The organism is Endozoicomonas sp., from assembly GCF_965196975.1.
In the GTDB taxonomy this organism is placed as follows: domain Bacteria; phylum Pseudomonadota; class Gammaproteobacteria; order Pseudomonadales; family Endozoicomonadaceae; genus Endozoicomonas.
The window spans coordinates 2,275,533-2,295,593 of the sequence record NZ_OZ239981.1 but is presented as its reverse complement, the minus strand read 5'-3'; the positions used below and the strand labels follow the sequence as shown (position 1 = coordinate 2,295,593).

The following is a 20,061-nucleotide window of genomic DNA, read 5'->3' as shown; positions in this document are numbered from 1 at the left end:
GGTTATCGGGAGCCGGTTTCTTTGTGTTTTTTCATCTGAGAAGACTCAATGAACCAGGCTTCCTTAATTCGTTAGGACAGTTCCGGATCACCGGAGAGACGGGTTACTCCTGACCTCAACTTGATTGATTAGGCGAAAGGTATGATCAAAATCAAACAGGGGCTGGATCTCCCGATCTCAGGATCGCCTGAACAAAGTATTACGGAAGGCAGAGCAGCACGCTCTGTGGCCGTGATTGGCTTTGATTACGTGGGTATGAAGCCTACGATGGCGGTTGCTGTGGGAGATCGAGTTAAAAAAGGGCAACTGCTCTTTACCGATAAGAAGACACCGGGTATCCGGTACACAGCGTTGGCTGGCGGTACAGTTTCAGCAATCAATCGTGGTGAAAAACGGATTTTGCAATCCGTGGTGATTGATGTTGATGGCCAGGAAGAAGAAGAGACCTTCACAGCGTACAAGCCTGAAGAACTGGCGGGACTGACCGCTGATCAGGTAGAAGCGCTGCTGAATGAGTCCGGTCTTTGGACTGCTCTGCGCACCCGTCCGTTCAGCAAGGTGCCAGCATTAGGAACCCGTCCGGCTTCCGTTTTTGTCACGGCGATTGATACTCACCCGCTGGCCGCAAACCCAGAAGTAGTGATCAGGGAGCACGCGGAAGCGTTTGAGCAGGGTATCAATATCCTGGGCAAACTCAGCGGTGGCAAGATCTTTCTGTGTAAGGCACCAGGTGCCAACATTCCAGCAGGCATTGCCAACAGCGAAGAGTTTGCGGGTCCTCACCCTGCAGGCCTGCCAAGCACGCACATCCATTTCCTGGATCCGGTTTCTGCCACCAAAACGGTTTGGCAGGTGGGTTATCAGGATGTGATCGCCGTGGGTAAACTGTTTACCACTGGCAAGCTTTTCACTGACCGTGTTGTCTCGCTGGCAGGACCTCAGGTTGAAAAGCCGCGTCTGGTTCGTACCCGCCTGGGTGCCTCCACCGATGAAATCACCGCTGGTGAACTGAAGCCTGCGACCAATCGTATTATTTCTGGTTCGGTTTTTGGTGGTCGCACTGCCAACGGCCCATTCGCTTACCTTGGACGTTACCATAATCAGGTTTCCGTGCTGGAAGAGAGCGATGAGCGTCTGTTCCTGGGCTGGGTTAATCCAATGGTTGACCGCTTCTCCATTCTGCGCGTCATGACCTCTGGCCTCAGCAAGAGCCGTCTGTTCAACTTCACCACAACCACGAACGGTGGTGAGCGTGCAATGGTACCCGTGGGTAACTACGAGCAGATGATGCCTCTGGACATCCTGGCGACACAGCTGCTTCGTGCAATCATCGTTGGCGATACCGATACCGCTCAGAAACTGGGTGCGCTTGAGCTGGAAGAAGAAGATCTGGCTCTTTGTACGTTTGTCTGTGCGGGTAAATATGAGTACGGCCCCCTGCTGCGTGACAACCTGACCCGTATTGAGCTGGAGGGGTAATCAGTGAAGCCATTAAGAAAACTCCTTGACTCGATGGAGCCCCATTTCGTCAAGGGCGGTAAATACGAAAAGTTCTATGCGCTGTTTGAAGCAGCTGACACGCTGTTCTATACACCGCTGGACAAAACCCATAACACCAGCCACGTACGTGATGCAGTTGACCTGAAACGTATGATGGGTCTGGTCTGGTTATGTACTTTCCCGGCCATGTTCTTCGGTATGTGGAACGTGGGTTATCAGGCAAACACTGCCATTGCCAATGGTCTGGGCACGATCCCGACTGACTGGCACGGCATGCTGATTGCCATGCTGGCTGGTAATGATCCTGCCAGTATCTGGGATAACCTGATCTACGGTGCCGTTTACTTCCTGCCCATTTATGCCGTGACGTTCTTTGTCGGTGGCTTCTGGGAAGTGCTGTTTGCGATCATCCGTAAGCACGAAGTGAACGAAGGTTTCTTCGTGACCTCCGTTCTGTTTGCCCTGATCGTTCCGCCATCCATCCCATTGTGGCAGGTAGCACTGGGTATCTCCTTCGGTGTTGTTATCGGTAAGGAAGTGTTCGGTGGTACTGGTAAGAACTTCCTGAACCCGGCACTTACTGGTCGCGCGTTCCTATTCTTTGCCTACCCTGCACAGATTTCTGGTGACCTGGTATGGACTGCCGTAGACGGCTTCTCCGGTGCAACCATGTTGAGCGTGGCTCAGCAGGGCGGTATGGAAGCGCTGCAACAGTCCATCAGCTGGATGCAGGCGTTCATTGGTGTGATGCAGGGGTCCGTTGGTGAGACTTCCACATTGGCTATCTTCATCGGTGGTGCGGTTCTGCTGTTCTCCGGCATTGCTTCCTGGAGAATTGTAGCGGGCACCATGATCGGTATGATCGCTCTGTCTACCCTGTTCAACTTTATTGGTTCTGATACCAATTACATGTTCCAAGTGCCATGGTACTGGCATATGGTGCTGGGTGGATTTGCCTTCGGTCTGATCTTCATGACCACGGATCCGGTATCCGCTTCCATGACCAACACTGGTCGCTGGTTCTACGGCGCGCTGATTGGTGTCATGGTTGTCCTGATTCGAGTGGTGAACCCTGCATATCCTGAAGGGATGATGCTGGCCATTCTGTTTGCCAACCTGTTTGCGCCGCTGATTGACCACTTTGTGGTAGAGGCCAATATCAAGCGTCGGGAGGCTCGGGCCTGATGGGAAACGATACGATTAAAAAGACGCTGCTGGTCACAGTGGTACTGTCACTGATCTGTTCAGTGCTGGTATCCATGGCGGCAGTATTCCTGAAGCCGGTTCAGGATCAGAACATCAAGCTGGACGTTCAGCGTAACATTCTGGACATCGCCGGTCTGAGCAGCGATGCAAGAGCGCTGAGTGCCACTGAAGTTGCTGAGCTGTACAAGCAGATTCAGCCACGCCTGGTTGATCTGAAAACCGGTAAGTTTGTTGATGAAGCCAATGGTCTGACGGTTGACCAGTACGATCAGCGTACTGCGGCTAAAGATCCTAAGGCTTCCAAAGCACTGGGCAGTGCCGACATCGCCGGTATTTCCCGCCAGGCTGACGTGGCCAAGGTCTACATGGTAGAAAAAGACGGCAAGATGCAGACGCTGATCCTGCCCGTTCACGGACGTGGTCTGTGGTCTACCATGTATGGGTTCCTGGCGCTGGAAAACAACCTGAACACCGTTAAAGGTTTCGGTTTCTTTGAGCAGGCGGAAACTCCCGGACTGGGCGGTGAAGTCAGCAACCCGGTATGGAAGTCCCGCTGGGTGGGCAAGGAAATCTACGGTGTTGATGGCAAGGTTGCACTGCACGTGATCAAGGGTGGTGTTGATCCAACCAACCCGGGTGCCGTAAACCAGATTGATGGCCTGGCTGGAGCGACGTTGACTGCCAATGGTGTCAGCAACCTGATCAAGTTCTGGTTGTCCGATGCCGGCTTTAAACTGTTCCTGAATAATCTGAAAGCGGGGAATGCATAATGTCTGTGAAGACCAAAGATATCCTGCTGGAACCGGTTGTTAAGAATAACCCCATTACCCTGCAGATCCTCGGTATCTGTTCGGCGCTGGCGGTAACGACCAGTATGCAGGTCAGCCTGGTAATGGCTCTGGCGGTAATCGGGGTAACCACCTGCTCCAACCTGGCGGTTTCCCTGATCCGTAACCACATTCCCAACAGTATTCGTATCATCTGTCAGATGACGGTTATTGCATCGCTGGTAATCGTGGTTGACCAGATCCTGAAAGCCTATGCTTACGACATTTCCAAGCAGCTGTCGGTATTCGTTGGCCTGATCATTACCAACTGTATCGTAATGGGTCGTGCGGAAGCCTTCGCCATGAAGAACGGTCCAATGCTGTCAGCTCTGGACGGTTTCGGTAACGGTCTGGGATATGGCTGTGTGCTGATGATTGTTGCTTTCTTCCGTGAGCTGTTCGGTGCCGGCAACCTGTTTGGTGTGGAAATCCTGGCAACCGTGAACAACGGCGGCTGGTACGTTCCAAACGGCCTGATGCTGCTGGCTCCTAGTGCCTTCTTCCTGATCGGTCTGCTGATCTGGGCGATTCGCAGCTGGAAGACAGACCAGGTTGAAGAGGTGGAATTCAAGATTGCACCCAACACCAAATTCAGCGAGGCGCACTAAGTCATGGAACATTTTATTTCGCTATTCGTGAAAGCAGTGTTCGTGGAAAACATGGCGCTTGCTTTCTTCCTGGGAATGTGTACTTTCCTCGCAGTATCCAAGCAGGTTAAAACTGCATTGGGTCTGGGGGTTGCGGTGGTTGCCGTACTGACCATCACCGTTCCTATTAACAACGTCATTTACCAGAACATCCTGAAAGACGGTGCCCTGGTTCCTGGTGTTGATCTGAGCTTCCTGGGTCTGATCACCTACATCGGTGTTATCGCAGCCCTGGTACAGATTCTGGAAATGTTTCTGGATAAATTTGTACCCGCTCTTTACAACGCGCTGGGCGTGTTTCTGCCACTGATCACCGTAAACTGTGCCATCATGGGTGCGTCACTGTTCATGGTTCAGCGTGACTACAACCTCGGTGAGTCCGTGGTTTATGGTTTCGGTGCTGGTGTGGGCTGGGCTCTGGCCATTGCTGCACTGGCGGGCATTCGTGAAAAGCTCAAGTACAGCGATGTACCTGCAGGACTGAGAGGTCTGGGCATTACCTTCATTACCGTTGGTTTGATGTCTCTGGGCTTCCTGTCGTTCTCTGGCGTACAGCTGTAAGGGGATTGGGACGATATGGATTTAAATATTATCTATGGCGTTGCCATGTTTACCATTATCGTACTGGCGCTGGTGTTGGTTATCCTCGCCGCCCGTTCGAAACTGGTGAGTATGGGTGACGTGACCATCGGGATTAACGAAGATCCTGAAAAGGCCGTGACGACTGCTGCCGGTGGCAAGCTGCTCAACACCCTGTCCAGTGCAGGTGTATTCCTGCCATCCGCCTGTGGTGGTGGTGGTACCTGTGCACAGTGTAAGTGTAAAGTGCTGTCCGGCGGTGGTGAAATGCTGCCAACCGAGCGCTCTCACTTCACCAAGCGTGAAGAGAAGGAAGGCTGGCGCCTTTCCTGCCAGGTCGCTGTGAAGCAGGACATGGAAATTGAAGTTGAAGAAGAACTCTTCGGCGTCAAGAAGTGGGAATGTGAAGTTGTATCCAATGACAACGTAGCCACCTTCATCAAGGAACTGGTACTGAAACTGCCAGAAGGTGAAGACGTTAACTTCCTTGCCGGTGGTTACGTTCAGCTGGAATGTCCTCCTCATACCGTTGAATACAAGAATTTTGATATTCAGGAAGAGTACCGTGGTGACTGGGATAAGTTTAACCAGTGGCAGTACGTTTCCAAGGTAGATGAAGAAACCATTCGTGCCTACTCCATGGCCAACTACCCAGAAGAGAAAGGCCTGCTGAAGTTCAATATCCGTATTGCTTCACCACCTCCAGGTACTGACTTTGCCCCTGGTAAGATGTCTTCGTTCGTCTTTAACCTGAAGCCAGGCGACAAGATGACCGTGTACGGACCATTTGGTGAGTTCTTTGCCAAAGAGACCGATAACGAGATGGTCTTCGTAGGCGGTGGTGCTGGTATGGCGCCAATGCGTTCGCACATCTTTGACCAGCTGAAGCGTCTGTCTTCCAAGCGGAAGATCTCTTTCTGGTACGGTGCACGTTCTCTGCGTGAAGCTTTCTACGTGGATGAGTTCGACAAGCTGGCTGAGGAGAATGAAAACTTCACTTGGCATCTGGCGCTGTCTGATCCGTTGCCAGAAGATAACTGGACCGGTTACACCGGCTTCATCCATCAGGTTCTGTACGATAACTATCTGAAGGATCATCCGGCTCCGGAAGACTGTGAGTTCTACATGTGTGGACCACCCATGATGAACGCAGCGGTTATCAAGATGCTGGAAGATCAGGGCGTAGAGCCTGAGAACATCCTGCTGGATGATTTCGGTGGTTAAATTCCCGCTTTAACGTTGTAAGAAAAGGCCGGAGCTCTTTGAGTCCGGCCTTTTTTATGATCTGAAAGTAAGTCATATCAATTGCACTACCTAACTCCTTATTGTGCGATGGCCTGAAGTGTATTCCTGCGTTGAAGCTCCTGCCGTAGCTACGGCTCGTTGCTTCGCCGCCCTTCAGGGTATTGCCTTACACTCCCGTCCCTCATGCTCATTACGGGTTTACGCCATGTGCGACTTTTAGGTTTGCATAAGGAGACATGACTGATCCTGCTTTCTGCTATTAAAAGCAGTAGAAAGCAAAGAAGGTTTCAGTCATGCCCGTTGAAGAGTTTATCACTACAGTCTACTGCTTGATCGACGATTTGGTAAAAGAGCTTTTTCCTGTACCACTGCGACTTCGAGGGTTTCCACCAAAGCTCACTGATAGTGAAGCGATCACCATGGAAGTTGTCGGTGAATGGCTTGGGCATCATAAGGACACTGAGATTTGGAAGTATTTTACCCGACACTGGCGACACCTGTTTCCTGACATTCCTTCACGCTCGGCATTTGTCAAACAGGCCGCCAACTTATGGCATGTGAAACAACGACTGCAAATTCGTATAGTCCAGATGATGCATGCAGATAATGCAGATATCCATTTAATCGATGGTTTTCCGATTGATGTTGTCGTCAGAACCCGTGCACCACAGAGCCGTATCTTTAAAGCTGAGGCTGGTTATGGTTACTGCGCTTCCAAGGACAAGAAGTTCTATGGCTTTCAGGGGCATTTGCTGGTTGAAGCACGAGGGATTCCTGTGGGTTTTACTCTGACCGCAGCGAACGTAGATGAGCGTGATGCAGCCTATGACATGCTCGAGACCATTTCTGGCCTCTTGCTTGGCGATAAGGGCTATATAAGGCCTGAGTTTAAAGCTGATTGTCAGGAATTAGGTATTGATCTTCAGACGCCACTGAGAAAAAACATGCAAGATGAACGTCCGAAGTCGTTTGTAAAGCTGGTATTACGGGTACGACGGAGAATAGAAACAGTGATAGGTCAATTGACAGAGCGCTTTGAAATAGAAAAGTGCCATTGTCGAGATAGATGGCATATGACATCACGTATCGCTCGGAAGTTACTGGCACATAATATTGGTTCTTATCTGAATATAATTGCTGGTCGTCCTGCAATACAGTTTGAGAACCTTATTTCCGAAGATTAAAAAACGGAAAGCAAATAATTGCGTGATTTTGAAGATACAACTTGGACTTACCATCATGCTAGCCCGGATATTTCATAAACGTGCTCCCGTTCTCGCTTGTCCTTTGCCGCCCTAAGGGAGTTTTGCTCGGTCGACCGTACTCCCCGGTACGGCACTCCCTCACAAAATCCCTTAGGGCGACAAAGTCCTGCCCGAGATTCGGGGCAGTTTATGAAATATCCGGGCTAGTAATTTGAGATAGTTTCAGACAAAGTCGCACATCGCGTGGGTTTAGAAAATTTTATTGGTACAATATATCTATCTTGTAAGCTGATTCTAAGGGTTTATTTTGGGTGGCTGGATTCTTTAGAAAAATCAGAACGCGAAGCTAAGGTTAAGTAGGGCAATAGTGTCATCGTTGTCAGGGATATTGCCATGATCAGTAATTTTGAGGAGATTTATTTTAAACGATAATGGGTGTTTTTCTGAAGACCAGGTGGCCACAAGCTCGTATTCCATATGATGACCGCCAGGTTCCAGATTTATATTGAATTTCTGATAAGACAGTTCATCATTGTTATACCTGACAGGAAGATCCAGCGCTGCTTCTCCACTCTGGAGCCTAGTAGGTTGCGTAATCAATAAACCGTATTCCCAATGATCATTTCCCTGAATCAAAAGTCCACTTGAAAATGCATTGGCAATAATGTCATCTGATATTTCCAGCAGCTCTGAGAACTGTTCAGGCTCAGTGGAGAGCTGGTAGTAACTCATCAGAAGTTGTAAGGATGGGGAAAGTTGATAATGAATTCTGGTGCCAATAAGCATGGTACTGCTGCCGTTTGCTGTGCTCCAAATTCCAGAACCATGACTGGCCAGTAAGGATTTGTTTTCCCGCATGCCACCCAGTACAAAACTGCCTGTTATGTCCTTGGTTATTGGTCGTGTCAGGTTAATCGACATAGTGGTTGTTGACAGTGGGCTTGAGTGGGCGCTTATGTTTTCGGACACTTTGCCATGGTAGGTTTCTGCAGTAAGGACACTCTTATCTGGAAAATGATACTTATATTGGACACTGTGCCCATGAGTCTGGAAGTGGGCTAATGGGTGATGGAATGCCTGACTGATGTGAAAATGGTCCAAAGAGGTATGACCCGAACTACTAGTGAAACTCCCGTAGTTTTTATTTCCATAACCAATGCTCAAGCTGGTGTTAGGGCCAAGGGAGTATTTAAGCTTATAGTGTGCTTGTATTTGTGAGTGAACCTGATCAAAAGGGTTAACGTTAAAGCTAAGGTTCTCGTTGATATGGGCCGTGTAGGATCTATCTTTACCCAGGCTGCGGCGAAGATAGGTAGAAGAATCAATCACCGTCGGGTTTTGATCCCCATTGCTGAGAAGATAAGTGGCAGGATAGATAAATCCAGCATTGTCGTAACTGTCTACAACAATAAAATGGATCCCTGACAGCTGCTTTTCGATCTCATTGCCTAAAATGAATGAGTGGTCGAGTTGGTTTTCTCCAAGCCTCAAGGTAGTGCCAGAGCTGGTGTGCAGCTGTGCAGTGCCTATTAGTGATGTGGCAGCATCCAGATTAAGCAGTCCCCGGCCGTAAACACTGTCAGTACCCTCTACACCCAGGTCGGTAGCTGACGTCAGTAGTCGGTTAACCACCGCTTTACTGTGACATTGGTTGCGATTATATCTTGGGTGTCCTTGCTGACAGACATCACGTTGCCGATTGTCTGAAGGCAGTTTCAAGTTTGGAAATGCTGCGGCGACCAGTGCAAATGCGCCAGATACCTGTGGGGTAGCCATGGAGGTTCCGGAAAGTGGCTGGTAACTGCCTCCAGGGTAAGTAGAGGTTACAGCGCTGCCTGGTGCAGAAATACAGAATTCAGCGGCATCACCACAAGCATGAGATGATAGTGCACGCCCCCCCTGATTATTGGTATTTATTACCGTAAGCCACTGATAGTCCAGATCATGCTTAATACTGGAGTCAGCATAGATTAACGGAGCCATGGACATTACTGATGGCTGTTCTGTTTCAGGCGTATTACCCACCAGATAGTGATCAAAATTACCAGCGGCCACAATAGTAACGAGTCCCTGCTGTAAAGCGGCTCTTGCTTGTTGGTAGTCACTTGCAGCATCCTCGCTTTCAGATCCGAAGAGGTGATTTTTTAACTCATCGTGATTGTAGTCAGGGTTCGGTCCAGCAATATCGGATGCAACCTTTGTCCGCCCGCCCTGAGTAAATGCATAACTCATATTAGCTACTGATGCGCCATTACTGGCTGACCAGAGCATCAACTCGCCGTTTCCTACAGGTTCTTGATAGCAACCACCTCGCACGTAAGCACAACCTGGCAGAATACGGGCATTAAAGGCTACTCCATGGATTCCACTGGTGTTTTTTTCGGCCGCTGCGATGCCCGCAACATGAGTACCGTGACCATTGGGATCTGATATGGAATAGTGTTCACTGCAGGGCAAACCAGTTTCACAGGGGGGAAGAATGTTTTCATTAAGATCTGGGTGAGTCGCATCAACTCCTGTATCCAGAATGGCTATCGTAATGCCTGCGCCACCCTGAAGTGCACCTGTACTACTGTTGAATGCCGCAATATTGGCATAAGCTTCCTTTGCTTTAATTGTGTCCAGGTCAGTGCGATTTAAATACTCGCTGGTTTGGTAGAACGAAGGGGACGTTGCATCTCCCTGCTCGCGGAAATTATCCGAAAATTCTGTGTTTCCAGGTTGAGTGAATGATGCAGGTTCAGGACTGTTGCTGCTGCCTGCACCAGCAAGAGATGCTGCTAGGCCTGTTGCGCTCCCCCCAATTAGCAGCCATGAGTTCATCCAGCTACCGGAGAGTATAGAACTTAGCCCAGACAGAAAGTGCTGAAGGGGACGGTCTTTCGACTGAGTTAATGGTGTGCAGTCATTGAGAGTTATAAAACTATCGGAAAGTACCGGATGGCATATGTGCCTTTGTATGCCTAAAGCTGATGAGTCTTGTTTCAGCGGTACTGATGGCTTTTCACTTGAAGTATCAGTATGTGACGTTCTTCCGAAGCAGGGTAGTGGATACAGTAGGATTAAGCTGATAGAAAGAACGGGGTAAACAGCAGTCCATGATCGCATACCTGAATTCCTTTTCAGTAGTGCTCAGTCCTTAGCCACTTTTTTATCTTCAAAATGATTATTTCAAAGCCAGCATCGTTCAAAGAAAATGGCTGATTTTAAGACCATTTAAGAAGCAATAGGTCAAAATATGCAATAGAGAAAAGAGAGGTACTTTCTTGACTTTTAGCGGAAAGTTGATGTGTCGCTTACAGGGGCGTGGGATCGGGCTGGATGAGTTTTTTTCGAAAAAAATTACCTGTGATGTTCAAATCAAACGAACCGGTGCCAGAAGCAAGAGTTCAACCAAGTGAGCCATCTTGTGACTTGCTCACTTGGTTGGTTCAGGAGTGCTTTGACTAATACCCTTTCCAGGGCACCAGTTTTTTCTCCAGATGACGCATCAGCATATCGAAACTATAGGCAATCAATCCAATAATAATAATCCCGGCAATGACCACATCCGTTACCATAAACTCGGCAGCGTTCAACACCATAAAGCCTATACCTGCTTCAGCGGCGACCATTTCTGAGGCTACCAGTGTCGTCCAGCCAAAGCCGATACCAATTCTCAGCCCGGTTAGTATCTCGGGCAGGGCACTTTTAATGATCACGTGGTAAAGCACCTGCAGTTTGCTGGCTCCCATGGAATAGGCCGCCTGAATCTGTTCACTTTTGGCAGCATTGACACCCGCACGTGCACTTAACGCAATGGGGGCAAACATGGCCAGATAGATCAGGGTTACCTTGCTCGCTTCGTCAATGCCCAGCCAGATAATGATCAGTGGAAGATAAGCCAGTGGTGGCAGTGGGCGGTAAAATTCAATAATGGGATCGAAAATACCGCGAAACCAGACATTGCAACCGATCAATATCCCCACAGGAATCGCAGTGACTGCTGCCAGTATGAATGCTCCAAAAACACGGCCAAGGCTGGCCTGCATGTGTTCAGCAAGGGACGCTCCGGCAAAACCATCCGTCACCAGCTCTCTCATTCTGGCTGCCACATCAAGCGGGGAAGGTAGAAACAAGGGCTTGATCCAGCCCAGTTCGGTGGCGGCCATCCATAGCAGAATGCAGCAGAGAGTGGTGACTATGGCAATGAGTCGACTGTCTCCCTGACCAGGCTCCCCATAATAACTGCCGGGTGTCATGGTTTTTGTCAGGATTTTGTCTTTCAATTTAACCAGCAATGGTGTCGGTTGCCTGTCTGCTTCACACTGTTCCAGTGGGATGGATTCTGTGTTCATTTCAGCAAGCCTCCTGAACTTCATCCTGGTGAATGATGGAGAGAATTTTTTCTCTCATTGCAATAAAATCAGGTTCAGATTTAACCGCTCTTGCATCCCTGCATTCCAGAAAACGACGGTTGAAGTTCAGGTCAAAGGCGTGGGTAATCCGCCCCGGTCTGGGAGACATGACGATCAGTTTTGAGGCCATAAACAGTGCTTCTTCGACACTGTGGGTAATAAAGAACATCATTTTGCTGGTGGCCTGCCAGGCGTCCAGCAGCAATTCCTGCAGTGTTTCCCTAGTCAGAGCATCCAGTGCGCCGAGTGGCTCATCCAGAAGCAGAATGCTTGGGTCATTGGTTAAGGCTCTGGCAATACCAACCCTCTGTTGCATACCACCGGACAGCTGATACACCTTGTGTTGATGAAAATCCTGAAGGCCGACCAGGGAGAGGTATTTTTCTGCTTTTTCACGGCGCTCTGAAGCATTGACTCCCTGAAGCTTCAAGCCAAACTCTGTGTTCTCTACCACATTCATCCACGGGAAGAGGGCATGCTTTTGAAAAACCACACCGCGTTCAGCGCTGGGGCCGAGAATCTGGTCACCAATGTCACGCCCCATGGATACCCGGGGGACACCCGATAACGTTGAGCTGCCCAGTGTCAGATACCCGTTGGTTGGCCTGATGAAGCCGGCAATAAGGTTGAGCAGTGTCGTTTTACCACAGCCTGAAGCACCAAGGGCGACGACCAGCTCTCCCTGTTCGATATCAAGATTGACACCGGACAGGGCAGTAACCGGGGATCCTCCCTGCAAACCGGGATATTCCACTGAGACGTCCCGGATTCTCAGCACCTTGTCCATACTCATGTGATTACTTCCTTATCCAGCGAATGGGAATACCTGACTTTTATAAAGTCAGGTATTAATGACACGCAAAAACTGTTCCGGAATCAGTCGGCCAGTTTCATGGCCAGTTCGGCATAGGCAGGGTTAACGAACGTGCTGTAGTCATTCTGAAGTGCATTGATCTTCTTTTCTTCCAGCAGAAATTCGGAGGTGTACAGAAGCGCTTTTGCCGCACCACCTTCCATCTGGCATCCAAGCCACTTGCAGGAAACCTGTGCAGGGATATCCGGGAAGTCATAAAGGGCCATTGCTTCCACCACCTGATCCAGTTCTCCACCTACGATGTTTTTGACAGACTGTGCGATAGGGTGTTCGCTGGAGAAGTCGGCACCCGCCTGGCGGTAAGTGCTGTCCACCTCAGCAATTACTTTGATCACTTTTGCCACAAATTCGGGAGATTCTTTGGCAAAGGACTTACTGGCGATCAGACCATCAAAGGTCGGTTTACCCCAGTTGCTCAGCTCTTTGGATGAAATAAGTACAGAGCCTTCTTTTTTGATGTTGCCCAGTACCGGGTCCCAGATAAAGGCGCCATCAATATCACCCCTGGCCCAGGCGGCAGAAATGGCATTGGGCTGCATATTGACCAGCTTTACGTCCTTTTCACTCAGGCCAAACTCTTTGAGGGCGAAGAGCATGTGGTAATGGGTGGTCGAAACAAAAGGTACGGCAATCCGCTTACCTTTCAGATCTGAAGGCGACTTGATTCCACTGCCATCACGAACTACCAGAGCTTCTGCCTCAGCAATGTTTTCCATAATCCAGACCAGCTCCACATCAACACCCCGGCTGACGGCAGTGGCAATAGGGCTGGAACCGGCTACGGTCAGGTCAACACTGCCAGAGGCAATGCCGGTAATGGCCTTGGCGCCGGAATCAAACTTCCGCCACTTGATCTCAACACCGGTCTCTTTTTCAACCAGTTTCTGGTCGATGGCGTATTTCCAGGGGTTGAACATCCCCTGATAGCCGATGGTGACCACGTCTTTGGCATAACTGATGCCAGACGTAACCGCCAGACCGAGAGAGAGGGCTACCGTACCCAGGGTATTTTTAAATGTACCGGTTTTGCTCATGACTGTTTCCTTTCAGTTTATGGTGACTGGTTGTATTTATAAGTTTGGGTTGCACCAAGTGGGTGCGTTAGTAAGGGTGTTTACTTTGTCGTGCACTGTTTGAAGTACAGTGTCTTCTAAGGTGATATCTCTGTAATCACTTCATCCAGAATGCTCAGGATACGATCCGCTTCTTCCTGGTTGATGGTCAGCGCAGGGCTGAGGCAGAGGGTATTATTGAACTGGCTGAAGGAGCGGTTGGTTCTGCCAATCATCAAGCCTTTCTGAAGGCACAGCCCTGCTACCTTGATGGCTACCTGCTCATCTACCGGCTCTTTGGATACAGGGTCATTGACGAGCTCAATGCCGAGGAAAAGGCCTTTGCCCCTGACATCGCCAACAACAGGGTGCTGTTGTTGAAGCTGTCTGAGACCAGCCATCAGGTACTCACCCATATGGCTGGCATTTTCCAGCAGCTTCTCATCTTCCAGAATTCGCAGGTTTTCCAGTGCAGCGGCGGGCCCGGCAGTGCATCCGCCAAAGGTGCTGATATCGCGGAAATAGTCTTCCCGGTCTGCAGGGTTGCCTTTAAATAGATTGTAACTATTCAGCACCCTTCATATAAATCTGGAATTTTCTGATTTTTCGACCATCATCTTATACTCAATTTTTCTAACAAATCTCCAGTATGGAACCAGACTTCCCAGCTACTCCGTTTACCGAAGCTCTCCTTAAAGAGAATGAAGAGCTTCGGACCGAGAATGCGCTTTTACGGGAACGTTGCAGCGAACTGGAAGAAAGGGTTAATAAAAACAGTCAAAACAGTAGTAAGCCACCATCGTCAGATGGTTATCAAAAGCCCAGTAAAAAAGGGAGTGATAAAGGTGATACATCTTCCAAAGAAGCCCCCTGCTCCTCACAGGAAACACCGAACCCCAAAAGCCTTAGACCATCTTCAGGCAATAAACCAGGTGGCCAGAAAGGTCATCAAGGCTCTTGTTTGAGACGTGTCGCCTTACCCGATTATGTCAGGCATCTGAAGGTTGAAAAATGTTGCTGTTGCCAGTCTTCGCTTATCGATATTAAACCCACCAAATACATTGAGCGACAGGTTTTTGATCCAGGTAGACCCGGAGAATTTGAAGTTACCGCGTACTGGGCAGACGTTAAAGTATGTCCTTGTGGTAAACGGAACACCGCTGAGTTTCCCCAAGGAGTGAAAGCCGCTGCTCAATACGGAGAAGTGACTCAGGCAATGGCTGTTCATTTAAACCAGTATCACTTCATCCCATATCACCGGGTGTCTGAGTATTTCAATACTATTTATTGCATGAGTGTCAGCGCAGGCTCTGTTGCCAATTTTGTTGCCTATACCCATGAGAACCTGGCCTCTACTGAGCAGAGTATCCGCGATGCTTTACAAGAAAGTCCGGTTGCAGGAGCGGATGAAACTGGCATGCGGGTTGACGGTTCACTGTGGTGGTTACACATTATGCGAGATGACCAATGGACGCTTTACTACCTCTCAGAAAGGCGAGGTTGTGAAGCAATGGATGCAATGGGCATCCTGCTGACTTTTGCAGGCATTCTGGTTCACGATCATTGGAAGTCCTACTTTGCCTATGCGGCAGTGCATGTGCTTTGTAATGCCCATCATCTGAGAGAGCTTCAGGGAGTTGTCGATAGGGATGCGAATAAGCTGGCTCTGCGGCTGATGAAATTGCTTACGCTCTCCTGGCACTTCTGCAAGAAATACAAAGCAGCCGGTCTGACTCAAATGCCTGGTGCAATACAGCTTCGCATTGAGACGATATACGACCAAATCCTTCAAAGGGCTCTCACGAAGGAAACCGCTTATATGGAAAAACAACGACAGGTGCTTGGACGTAAGAAGGTCAGGAATACCAAGGCCTACAACCTGTTCAAAAGGCTTATTGAGTTTAAGGTTGAAACGTTGCGCTTCATGTCGGACTTTTCAATTCCCTTCGATAACAATGGCAGTGAACGTGATGCCAGGATGGCCAAACTTAAGCAGAAGATCTCAGGCTGCTTCAGAAGCGAAGACGGAGGTACCATGTTTACCCGAATCCGAAGCTATTTATCATCTGCTAAAAAGCAGGGGTTGAACATATTTCAGGCGCTTCTTAAAGCGGTTCGAAATTACAACAATACGCCTTTGCTGGGTGCTGAATAGTTACAATAGATTAAAGACTTCTTCTGTAGTCACGGTGCAGGAGATCGCGGCGTAACCTGATGCAACGCCCTTGGCCAGAGTGACAATGTCCGGCTTGATACCGTAATGCTGATAACCAAACCAGGCACCGGTCCGGCCCATGCCGCAGACCACTTCGTCAATGTGCAGCAGAATGTCATACTTACGACAGATTTCCTGTATTTTCTGCCAGTACCCTTCCGGCGGGGTAATGACGCCACCTCCGGCAGTAATGGGCTCAAGGACAACCGCACCAACGGTGTCAGGCCCCTCTTTCAGAATGACCTCTTCCATCGCCTCTGCAGCGCGTATGCCATAGTCTGCGATATCGCCATACTGACTCCTGTACTCGCAGCAATGAGGGATTTCGATAAAACCGGGAGTAAAAGGGCCGTACTGTGAGCGTCGCTCTTCCTGTCCGGTTGAGCTGAGGCAGGTGATGGTTGTGCCGTGATAATCCCGTTCTCTGTACAGAATTTTGTGTTTTTTACCGTTGTATTTCTTATGGGCGATCTGACGCACCATTTTGTAGGCTTTCTCATTGGCTTCAGAGCCTGAGTTAGACAGATAGACTCGGCTCATGCCCGGCATCTTCTCCAGCAACTTCCTGCTGAACTCCGCAGCAACCGGTGTGCCAGCTGTTGCTGCAAAGAAGTTTAATGTTTCCAGCTGCTGCTTTACGGCCTCCGCAATTGAACGTCTGCCATAGCCGACATTCACCGTCCATACGCCACCGGCAGAAGCGTCCAGGTATTCATTACCATTGATGTCCCAGACTTTCAGTCCCTCACCTTTCACCATGACAGGAGGCTGTTTATGGTCATAGATGGCGTGTTGTGAAAGGTGGTGCCAGACGTGCTGACGATCAATTTCTGCAATATTCATTGGCTTACTCCCTGGCGTTTGTGCTTTTTTTCAAACTAAAAAAATCCTGCAAATGTCGCCTAGTGACAGTTTTGTTTTTTTATAAGGCCAGTAACCAGCAAATGGTTGGCCAGAAACTTGCTTTGCAGATACGGCAGGTGTTTAGAAAGGGAGTTGATAGGAATACTGCTCCAAAATGGTGAGGCTAAAGGAGATGGATGACGAATGAGTGAGCATTTGCTGCATATTGACTTTACCCGGGGAAGAGGTCTTCAGGAGCAGATTCGCGAGCACCTGACCACCATGATCCATCAGAACCATTTTGGCGATCGAGCGTTGCCCTCCTGCCGGAAGATGGCGGAAATGCTCAAGGTTTCCAGAAATACCATTGTCCTGGTTTATGAAAAGCTGGTGGATGAGGGATTTCTGATCTCACGGGAACGAAGCGGCTATTTTGTCAACCTGGACTACCTGTCACAGAATACACAACTGGTGTCCAGAACCTTTTCTCTGAACCCGTCAGTATCGGACTCATGTTCTTCTTCGATTTCCTGGAAAGATCGGCTTGTCAGGGATCTGTCCAGCTATCAAAACATCAGGAAACCCTCAGACTGGCAGGATTACCCATACCCTTTTATTTTTGGCCAGCCTGATCATTCACTTTTTCCCCTGAATCAGTGGCGTGAATGCAGTCGTCTGGCCCAGCGGCAGAGTGCGATGAAAGCGTGGGTTTCGGATTTTATGGATAATGATGATGAGTTTCTGGTTGATCAGTTAAAACAGCATGTGTTGAGTAAGCGGGGAATTCAGGTCAGCACGGATGAAATACTGGTGACTGTAGGCACCCAGAACTCTTTGTATCTTCTGGCATCCCTGCTGGCAGGGAAGGGGACCCGGCTGGGCATGGAAGATCCGGGCTATCCGGATGCCAGAAATATCTTTACCCATCATGGAGCGGAGGTGGTTCCGCTGGGAATGGATGATCAGGGCGTCATGCCGGATAGCCAAATGGATACCTGTGATTATCTATACCTCACGCCCAGTCATCAGGTACCCACCAATGTCACCATGTCGATGGAGCGACGGCAGGCACTGTTGTCTCAGGCCAGTAAGAAAGACTTCATCATTATTGAAGATGACTATGAGAGTGAAACAAACCTTCAGGCGCAGCCTCATCCTGCCTTGAAGAGCCTGGATCAGTCCGGGCGGGTGATCTACGTGGGCAGTCTTTCGAAGTCGTTGTCGCCAGGGCTGAGAATCGGGTTTCTTGTTGCGGATGCTGAACTGATTCAACAGGCCAGGATGTTACGGCGACTGATGTATCGACATCCTCCCATGAACAATCAGAGAACCGCAGCCCTGTTCATTTCCATGGGCTACTACGACAGCTATCTGCGCAAACTTCGCAAAAGCTACGGCGAAAAGTGGCAGGTGATGAGCGAAGCCCTTGAGCGCTATCTTCCCGGGAGTATCATTAATCACACGTCAGGTGGTTGTTCTTTCTGGCTGCGGTTACCCGATGCCATTGATTTGGATTCACTGGTGTTCAGGTGTGCCACAGAAGGCATTATTATTGAACCGGGAGATGTTCATTTTCTGTCGTCAAAATCACCGGGCAACTTTATCCGACTGGGCTTCTCTGCCATTGCTCCTGAAGCCATTACACCGGGTATTCAAATTCTGGCTCAGGTTATTTCAGCTCAGGCATACCCCTTGGACTGTCCATCAAGATTACCGGTAGCGGTATAGCAAGAATTAACCTTAATGATGGTTCTCTGTCCCTAAAAAAAATAGCTTCTGTCTCTAATGGTCCTGGTTCCCAGTGATTAGACTGAGAAGGGTTTATAGGGATAGTGTATGTTGTCGATCGAGTGGTTACTGTTTGTTCCTGTTGCCATTGCTGCGATGATCCGTGGGTATACAGGGTTTGGCTTTGCCGCCATTTCAATACTGGCTATCGGTCAGTGGTATCCGGTTCATATTGCCGTGCCTGTGGTGTTGCTTCTGGATGCTGTGACTGGGTTGCCGCTTCTGCTGGGCAGCTGGCGCCAATGCTGTGTCCCAACCCTGAATTCATTATTACTGGCTGGCGTTGCAGGCATGCCTGCCGGGTTGTTTCTGCTGTTCTATCTGGAAGAATCCACTCTGAGGCTGCTGGTGGCTCTGGTTATTCTGCTGATGGGGCTGATGAGTTATCTGCCATCCGGCGTTGGTCAGTCGGTGATAAAGTCTCGCTGGATCTGTGGCGTAATGTCTGGTTGGACAACCAGTGCCGTATCGGCGGGGGGGATCCCGGTGATTATGCACATGGTGCACTCGTCGCTGTCACTGCGAAAACAGCGGGCAACGCTCATCATGTATTTTGCGATCAGTTCCTTATTGTGTGTGTCACTTATTCTGATGGGCACAGAGGATCTGGATTCGGTATTTTCCCTTTTCCTGGGACTGCTTCCGGTTTGTATCACGGGTGCCCTGACAGGCAAGGCCATTTTCCACTTCTACGAGACTGGCAGGGTTCAACAAATCGCATTTTCCTTTATGATGCTTCTGGCATCGCTTTCACTGGTCAAGGCAGTTTATGTGGTGTTTTGATGTAAACTGCAACACAAGAAATGAAATGGAGTTACGCAGAATGAGTTCATCCACCGTTTTGATCACAGGGGCAACCTCCGGTTTTGGTCTGGCCAGTGCCAGGTTGTTTGCTGAGCATGGTCATCCTCTGATCATCACCGGTCGCCGTGCAGAACGTCTGCAGGCGCTGGCGGATGAGTTGACGCCCAAAGCGCCGGTTCACAGCGTGACTCTGGACGTTCGCGATACCCAGGCGGTATCGGATATGGTGGATTCACTGCCCGACAGTTTTCGAAATATTGAGGTTCTGGTGAATAATGCCGGTCTTGCGCTGGGAGCAGGCCCTGCGTGGGAAGCCAGCCTGGAAGACTGGCAGACCATGATTGATACCAATGTGACCGGGCTGGTGAATGTGACTCATAAATTACTGCCCATTCTTCGCGACCAACCTAAAGCGTCCATCATTAATCTGGCTTCAGTCGCTGCCAACTGGGCTTATCCGGGGAGTCATGTCTATGGAGCGAGTAAGGCATTTGTTGCCCAGTTCTCCCGCAACCTCCGTTGTGATCTGGCTGGCAGTGGCGTCCGTGTGACCAGCCTTGAACCTGGCATGTGCGAAACCGAGTTTTCACTGGTGCGTTTCAAAGGGGACCAGGCGAAAAGCGACAGTATTTATAAAGGGGTGAACCCGCTCCGTCCGGAAGACATTGCCGATATCATTCTCTGGATTGCCCAGCAGCCAGCACATATCAATATCAACAGCCTTGAAGTGATGCCCACCTCCCAGGCATGGGATAATTTCAAAGTGGTCCGCAAAGTGGACTGACGGGATGTTTTGTTTAACCACATAGGTCACAAAGAGCACAAAGGAAAAGAAAAGTTCTTCTTCGTGCTCTTTGTGATCTCTGTGGTTCAATTAGT

The 20,061-nt window shown here is 49.5% G+C and carries 16 protein-coding genes and 1 pseudogene; 11 read left to right on the top strand and 6 right to left on the bottom strand.

Annotated elements, in window-relative coordinates; translation table 11 throughout:
• Positions 1-141: 141 nt before the first annotated feature.
• The 7 genes from ACOCLE_RS10245 to ACOCLE_RS10215 all read left to right on the top strand — a co-directional run bounded on the left by ACOCLE_RS10245 (position 142) and on the right by ACOCLE_RS10215 (position 7,188).
• The gene (locus ACOCLE_RS10245; RefSeq protein ID WP_419536612.1) at positions 142-1,479 is read left to right on the top strand and encodes a Na(+)-translocating NADH-quinone reductase subunit A; all 1,338 of its coding nucleotides are present in this window, start codon (positions 142-144) and stop codon (positions 1,477-1,479) included.
• Between the two features lie 33 nt (positions 1,480-1,512).
• The gene (locus tag ACOCLE_RS10240; protein ID WP_419536611.1) at positions 1,513-2,685 is read left to right on the top strand and encodes an NADH:ubiquinone reductase (Na(+)-transporting) subunit B; all 1,173 of its coding nucleotides are present in this window, start codon (positions 1,513-1,515) and stop codon (positions 2,683-2,685) included.
• Positions 2,685-3,476 carry a Na(+)-translocating NADH-quinone reductase subunit C gene (locus ACOCLE_RS10235; RefSeq protein WP_419536610.1) on the top strand — a complete coding sequence of 264 codons (792 nt, stop codon included), beginning with the start codon at positions 2,685-2,687 and terminating at the stop codon, positions 3,474-3,476. Before ACOCLE_RS10240 ends, ACOCLE_RS10235 begins: the two co-directional genes overlap by 1 nt.
• Complete coding sequence (locus ACOCLE_RS10230; protein ID WP_419536609.1) at positions 3,476-4,141, top strand: NADH:ubiquinone reductase (Na(+)-transporting) subunit D; 666 nt, start codon at positions 3,476-3,478, stop codon at positions 4,139-4,141. The genes ACOCLE_RS10235 and ACOCLE_RS10230 overlap by 1 nt, the downstream gene beginning before the upstream one ends.
• A 3-nt stretch (positions 4,142-4,144) precedes the next feature.
• A complete protein-coding gene (gene nqrE, locus ACOCLE_RS10225; protein ID WP_419536608.1) occupies positions 4,145-4,741 on the top strand; it encodes an NADH:ubiquinone reductase (Na(+)-transporting) subunit E in 597 nt (198 codons plus the stop codon).
• A 15-nt stretch (positions 4,742-4,756) separates the two neighbouring features.
• Positions 4,757-5,983 (top strand): NADH:ubiquinone reductase (Na(+)-transporting) subunit F, encoded by a 1,227-nt coding sequence (gene nqrF, locus ACOCLE_RS10220; RefSeq protein WP_419536607.1) that lies wholly within the window; start codon positions 4,757-4,759, stop codon positions 5,981-5,983.
• Positions 5,984-6,297: 314 nt separating this feature from the next.
• Positions 6,298-7,188, top strand: a complete 891-nt coding sequence (locus ACOCLE_RS10215) for an IS982 family transposase (protein WP_419533099.1) — start codon at positions 6,298-6,300, stop codon at positions 7,186-7,188.
• Positions 7,189-7,542: 354 nt separating this feature from the next.
• Here the strand turns inward: ACOCLE_RS10215 and ACOCLE_RS10210 are convergent, their stop codons facing one another.
• From ACOCLE_RS10210 to ACOCLE_RS10190, 5 genes are all read right to left on the bottom strand, one after another.
• Complete coding sequence (locus tag ACOCLE_RS10210) at positions 7,543-10,032, bottom strand: S8 family peptidase (RefSeq protein ID WP_419536606.1); 2,490 nt, start codon at positions 10,030-10,032, stop codon at positions 7,543-7,545.
• A gap of 623 nt (positions 10,033-10,655) precedes the next feature.
• Positions 10,656-11,546 carry an ABC transporter permease subunit gene (locus ACOCLE_RS10205; protein ID WP_419536605.1) on the bottom strand — a complete coding sequence of 297 codons (891 nt, stop codon included), beginning with the start codon at positions 11,544-11,546 and terminating at the stop codon, positions 10,656-10,658.
• Between the two features lies 1 nt (position 11,547).
• A complete protein-coding gene (locus ACOCLE_RS10200) occupies positions 11,548-12,399 on the bottom strand; it encodes a taurine ABC transporter ATP-binding protein (protein ID WP_419536604.1) in 852 nt (283 codons plus the stop codon).
• A gap of 83 nt (positions 12,400-12,482) precedes the next feature.
• On the bottom strand, positions 12,483-13,514 hold the full coding sequence (gene tauA, locus ACOCLE_RS10195; RefSeq protein WP_419536603.1) for a taurine ABC transporter substrate-binding protein: 1,032 nt from the start codon (positions 13,512-13,514) through the stop codon (positions 12,483-12,485).
• A 116-nt stretch (positions 13,515-13,630) separates the two neighbouring features.
• Positions 13,631-14,107 carry an aminotransferase class III-fold pyridoxal phosphate-dependent enzyme gene (locus ACOCLE_RS10190; protein ID WP_419536602.1) on the bottom strand — a complete coding sequence of 159 codons (477 nt, stop codon included), beginning with the start codon at positions 14,105-14,107 and terminating at the stop codon, positions 13,631-13,633.
• 74 nt (positions 14,108-14,181) lie between these two features.
• Between ACOCLE_RS10190 and tnpC the strand changes: the two genes are divergently transcribed.
• Positions 14,182-15,687 carry an IS66 family transposase gene (gene tnpC / locus ACOCLE_RS10185; protein WP_419532963.1) on the top strand — a complete coding sequence of 502 codons (1,506 nt, stop codon included), beginning with the start codon at positions 14,182-14,184 and terminating at the stop codon, positions 15,685-15,687.
• Between the two features lie 6 nt (positions 15,688-15,693).
• Here tnpC and ACOCLE_RS10180 read toward each other — a convergent pair.
• Positions 15,694-16,590, bottom strand: a pseudogene (locus ACOCLE_RS10180) (aspartate aminotransferase family protein); the annotation flags it as partial.
• 204 nt (positions 16,591-16,794) lie between these two features.
• Here ACOCLE_RS10180 and ACOCLE_RS10175 point away from each other — a divergent pair.
• The 3 genes from ACOCLE_RS10175 to ACOCLE_RS10165 all read left to right on the top strand — a co-directional run bounded on the left by ACOCLE_RS10175 (position 16,795) and on the right by ACOCLE_RS10165 (position 19,966).
• A complete protein-coding gene (locus tag ACOCLE_RS10175) occupies positions 16,795-18,318 on the top strand; it encodes a PLP-dependent aminotransferase family protein (RefSeq protein ID WP_419536601.1) in 1,524 nt (507 codons plus the stop codon).
• A 108-nt stretch (positions 18,319-18,426) separates the two neighbouring features.
• Positions 18,427-19,161: a TSUP family transporter gene (locus tag ACOCLE_RS10170; RefSeq protein ID WP_419536600.1), complete on the top strand. Its 735-nt coding sequence runs from the start codon at positions 18,427-18,429 to the stop codon at positions 19,159-19,161.
• A gap of 40 nt (positions 19,162-19,201) precedes the next feature.
• Positions 19,202-19,966 carry an SDR family oxidoreductase gene (locus ACOCLE_RS10165; RefSeq protein WP_419536599.1) on the top strand — a complete coding sequence of 255 codons (765 nt, stop codon included), beginning with the start codon at positions 19,202-19,204 and terminating at the stop codon, positions 19,964-19,966.
• Positions 19,967-20,061 lie beyond the last annotated feature (95 nt).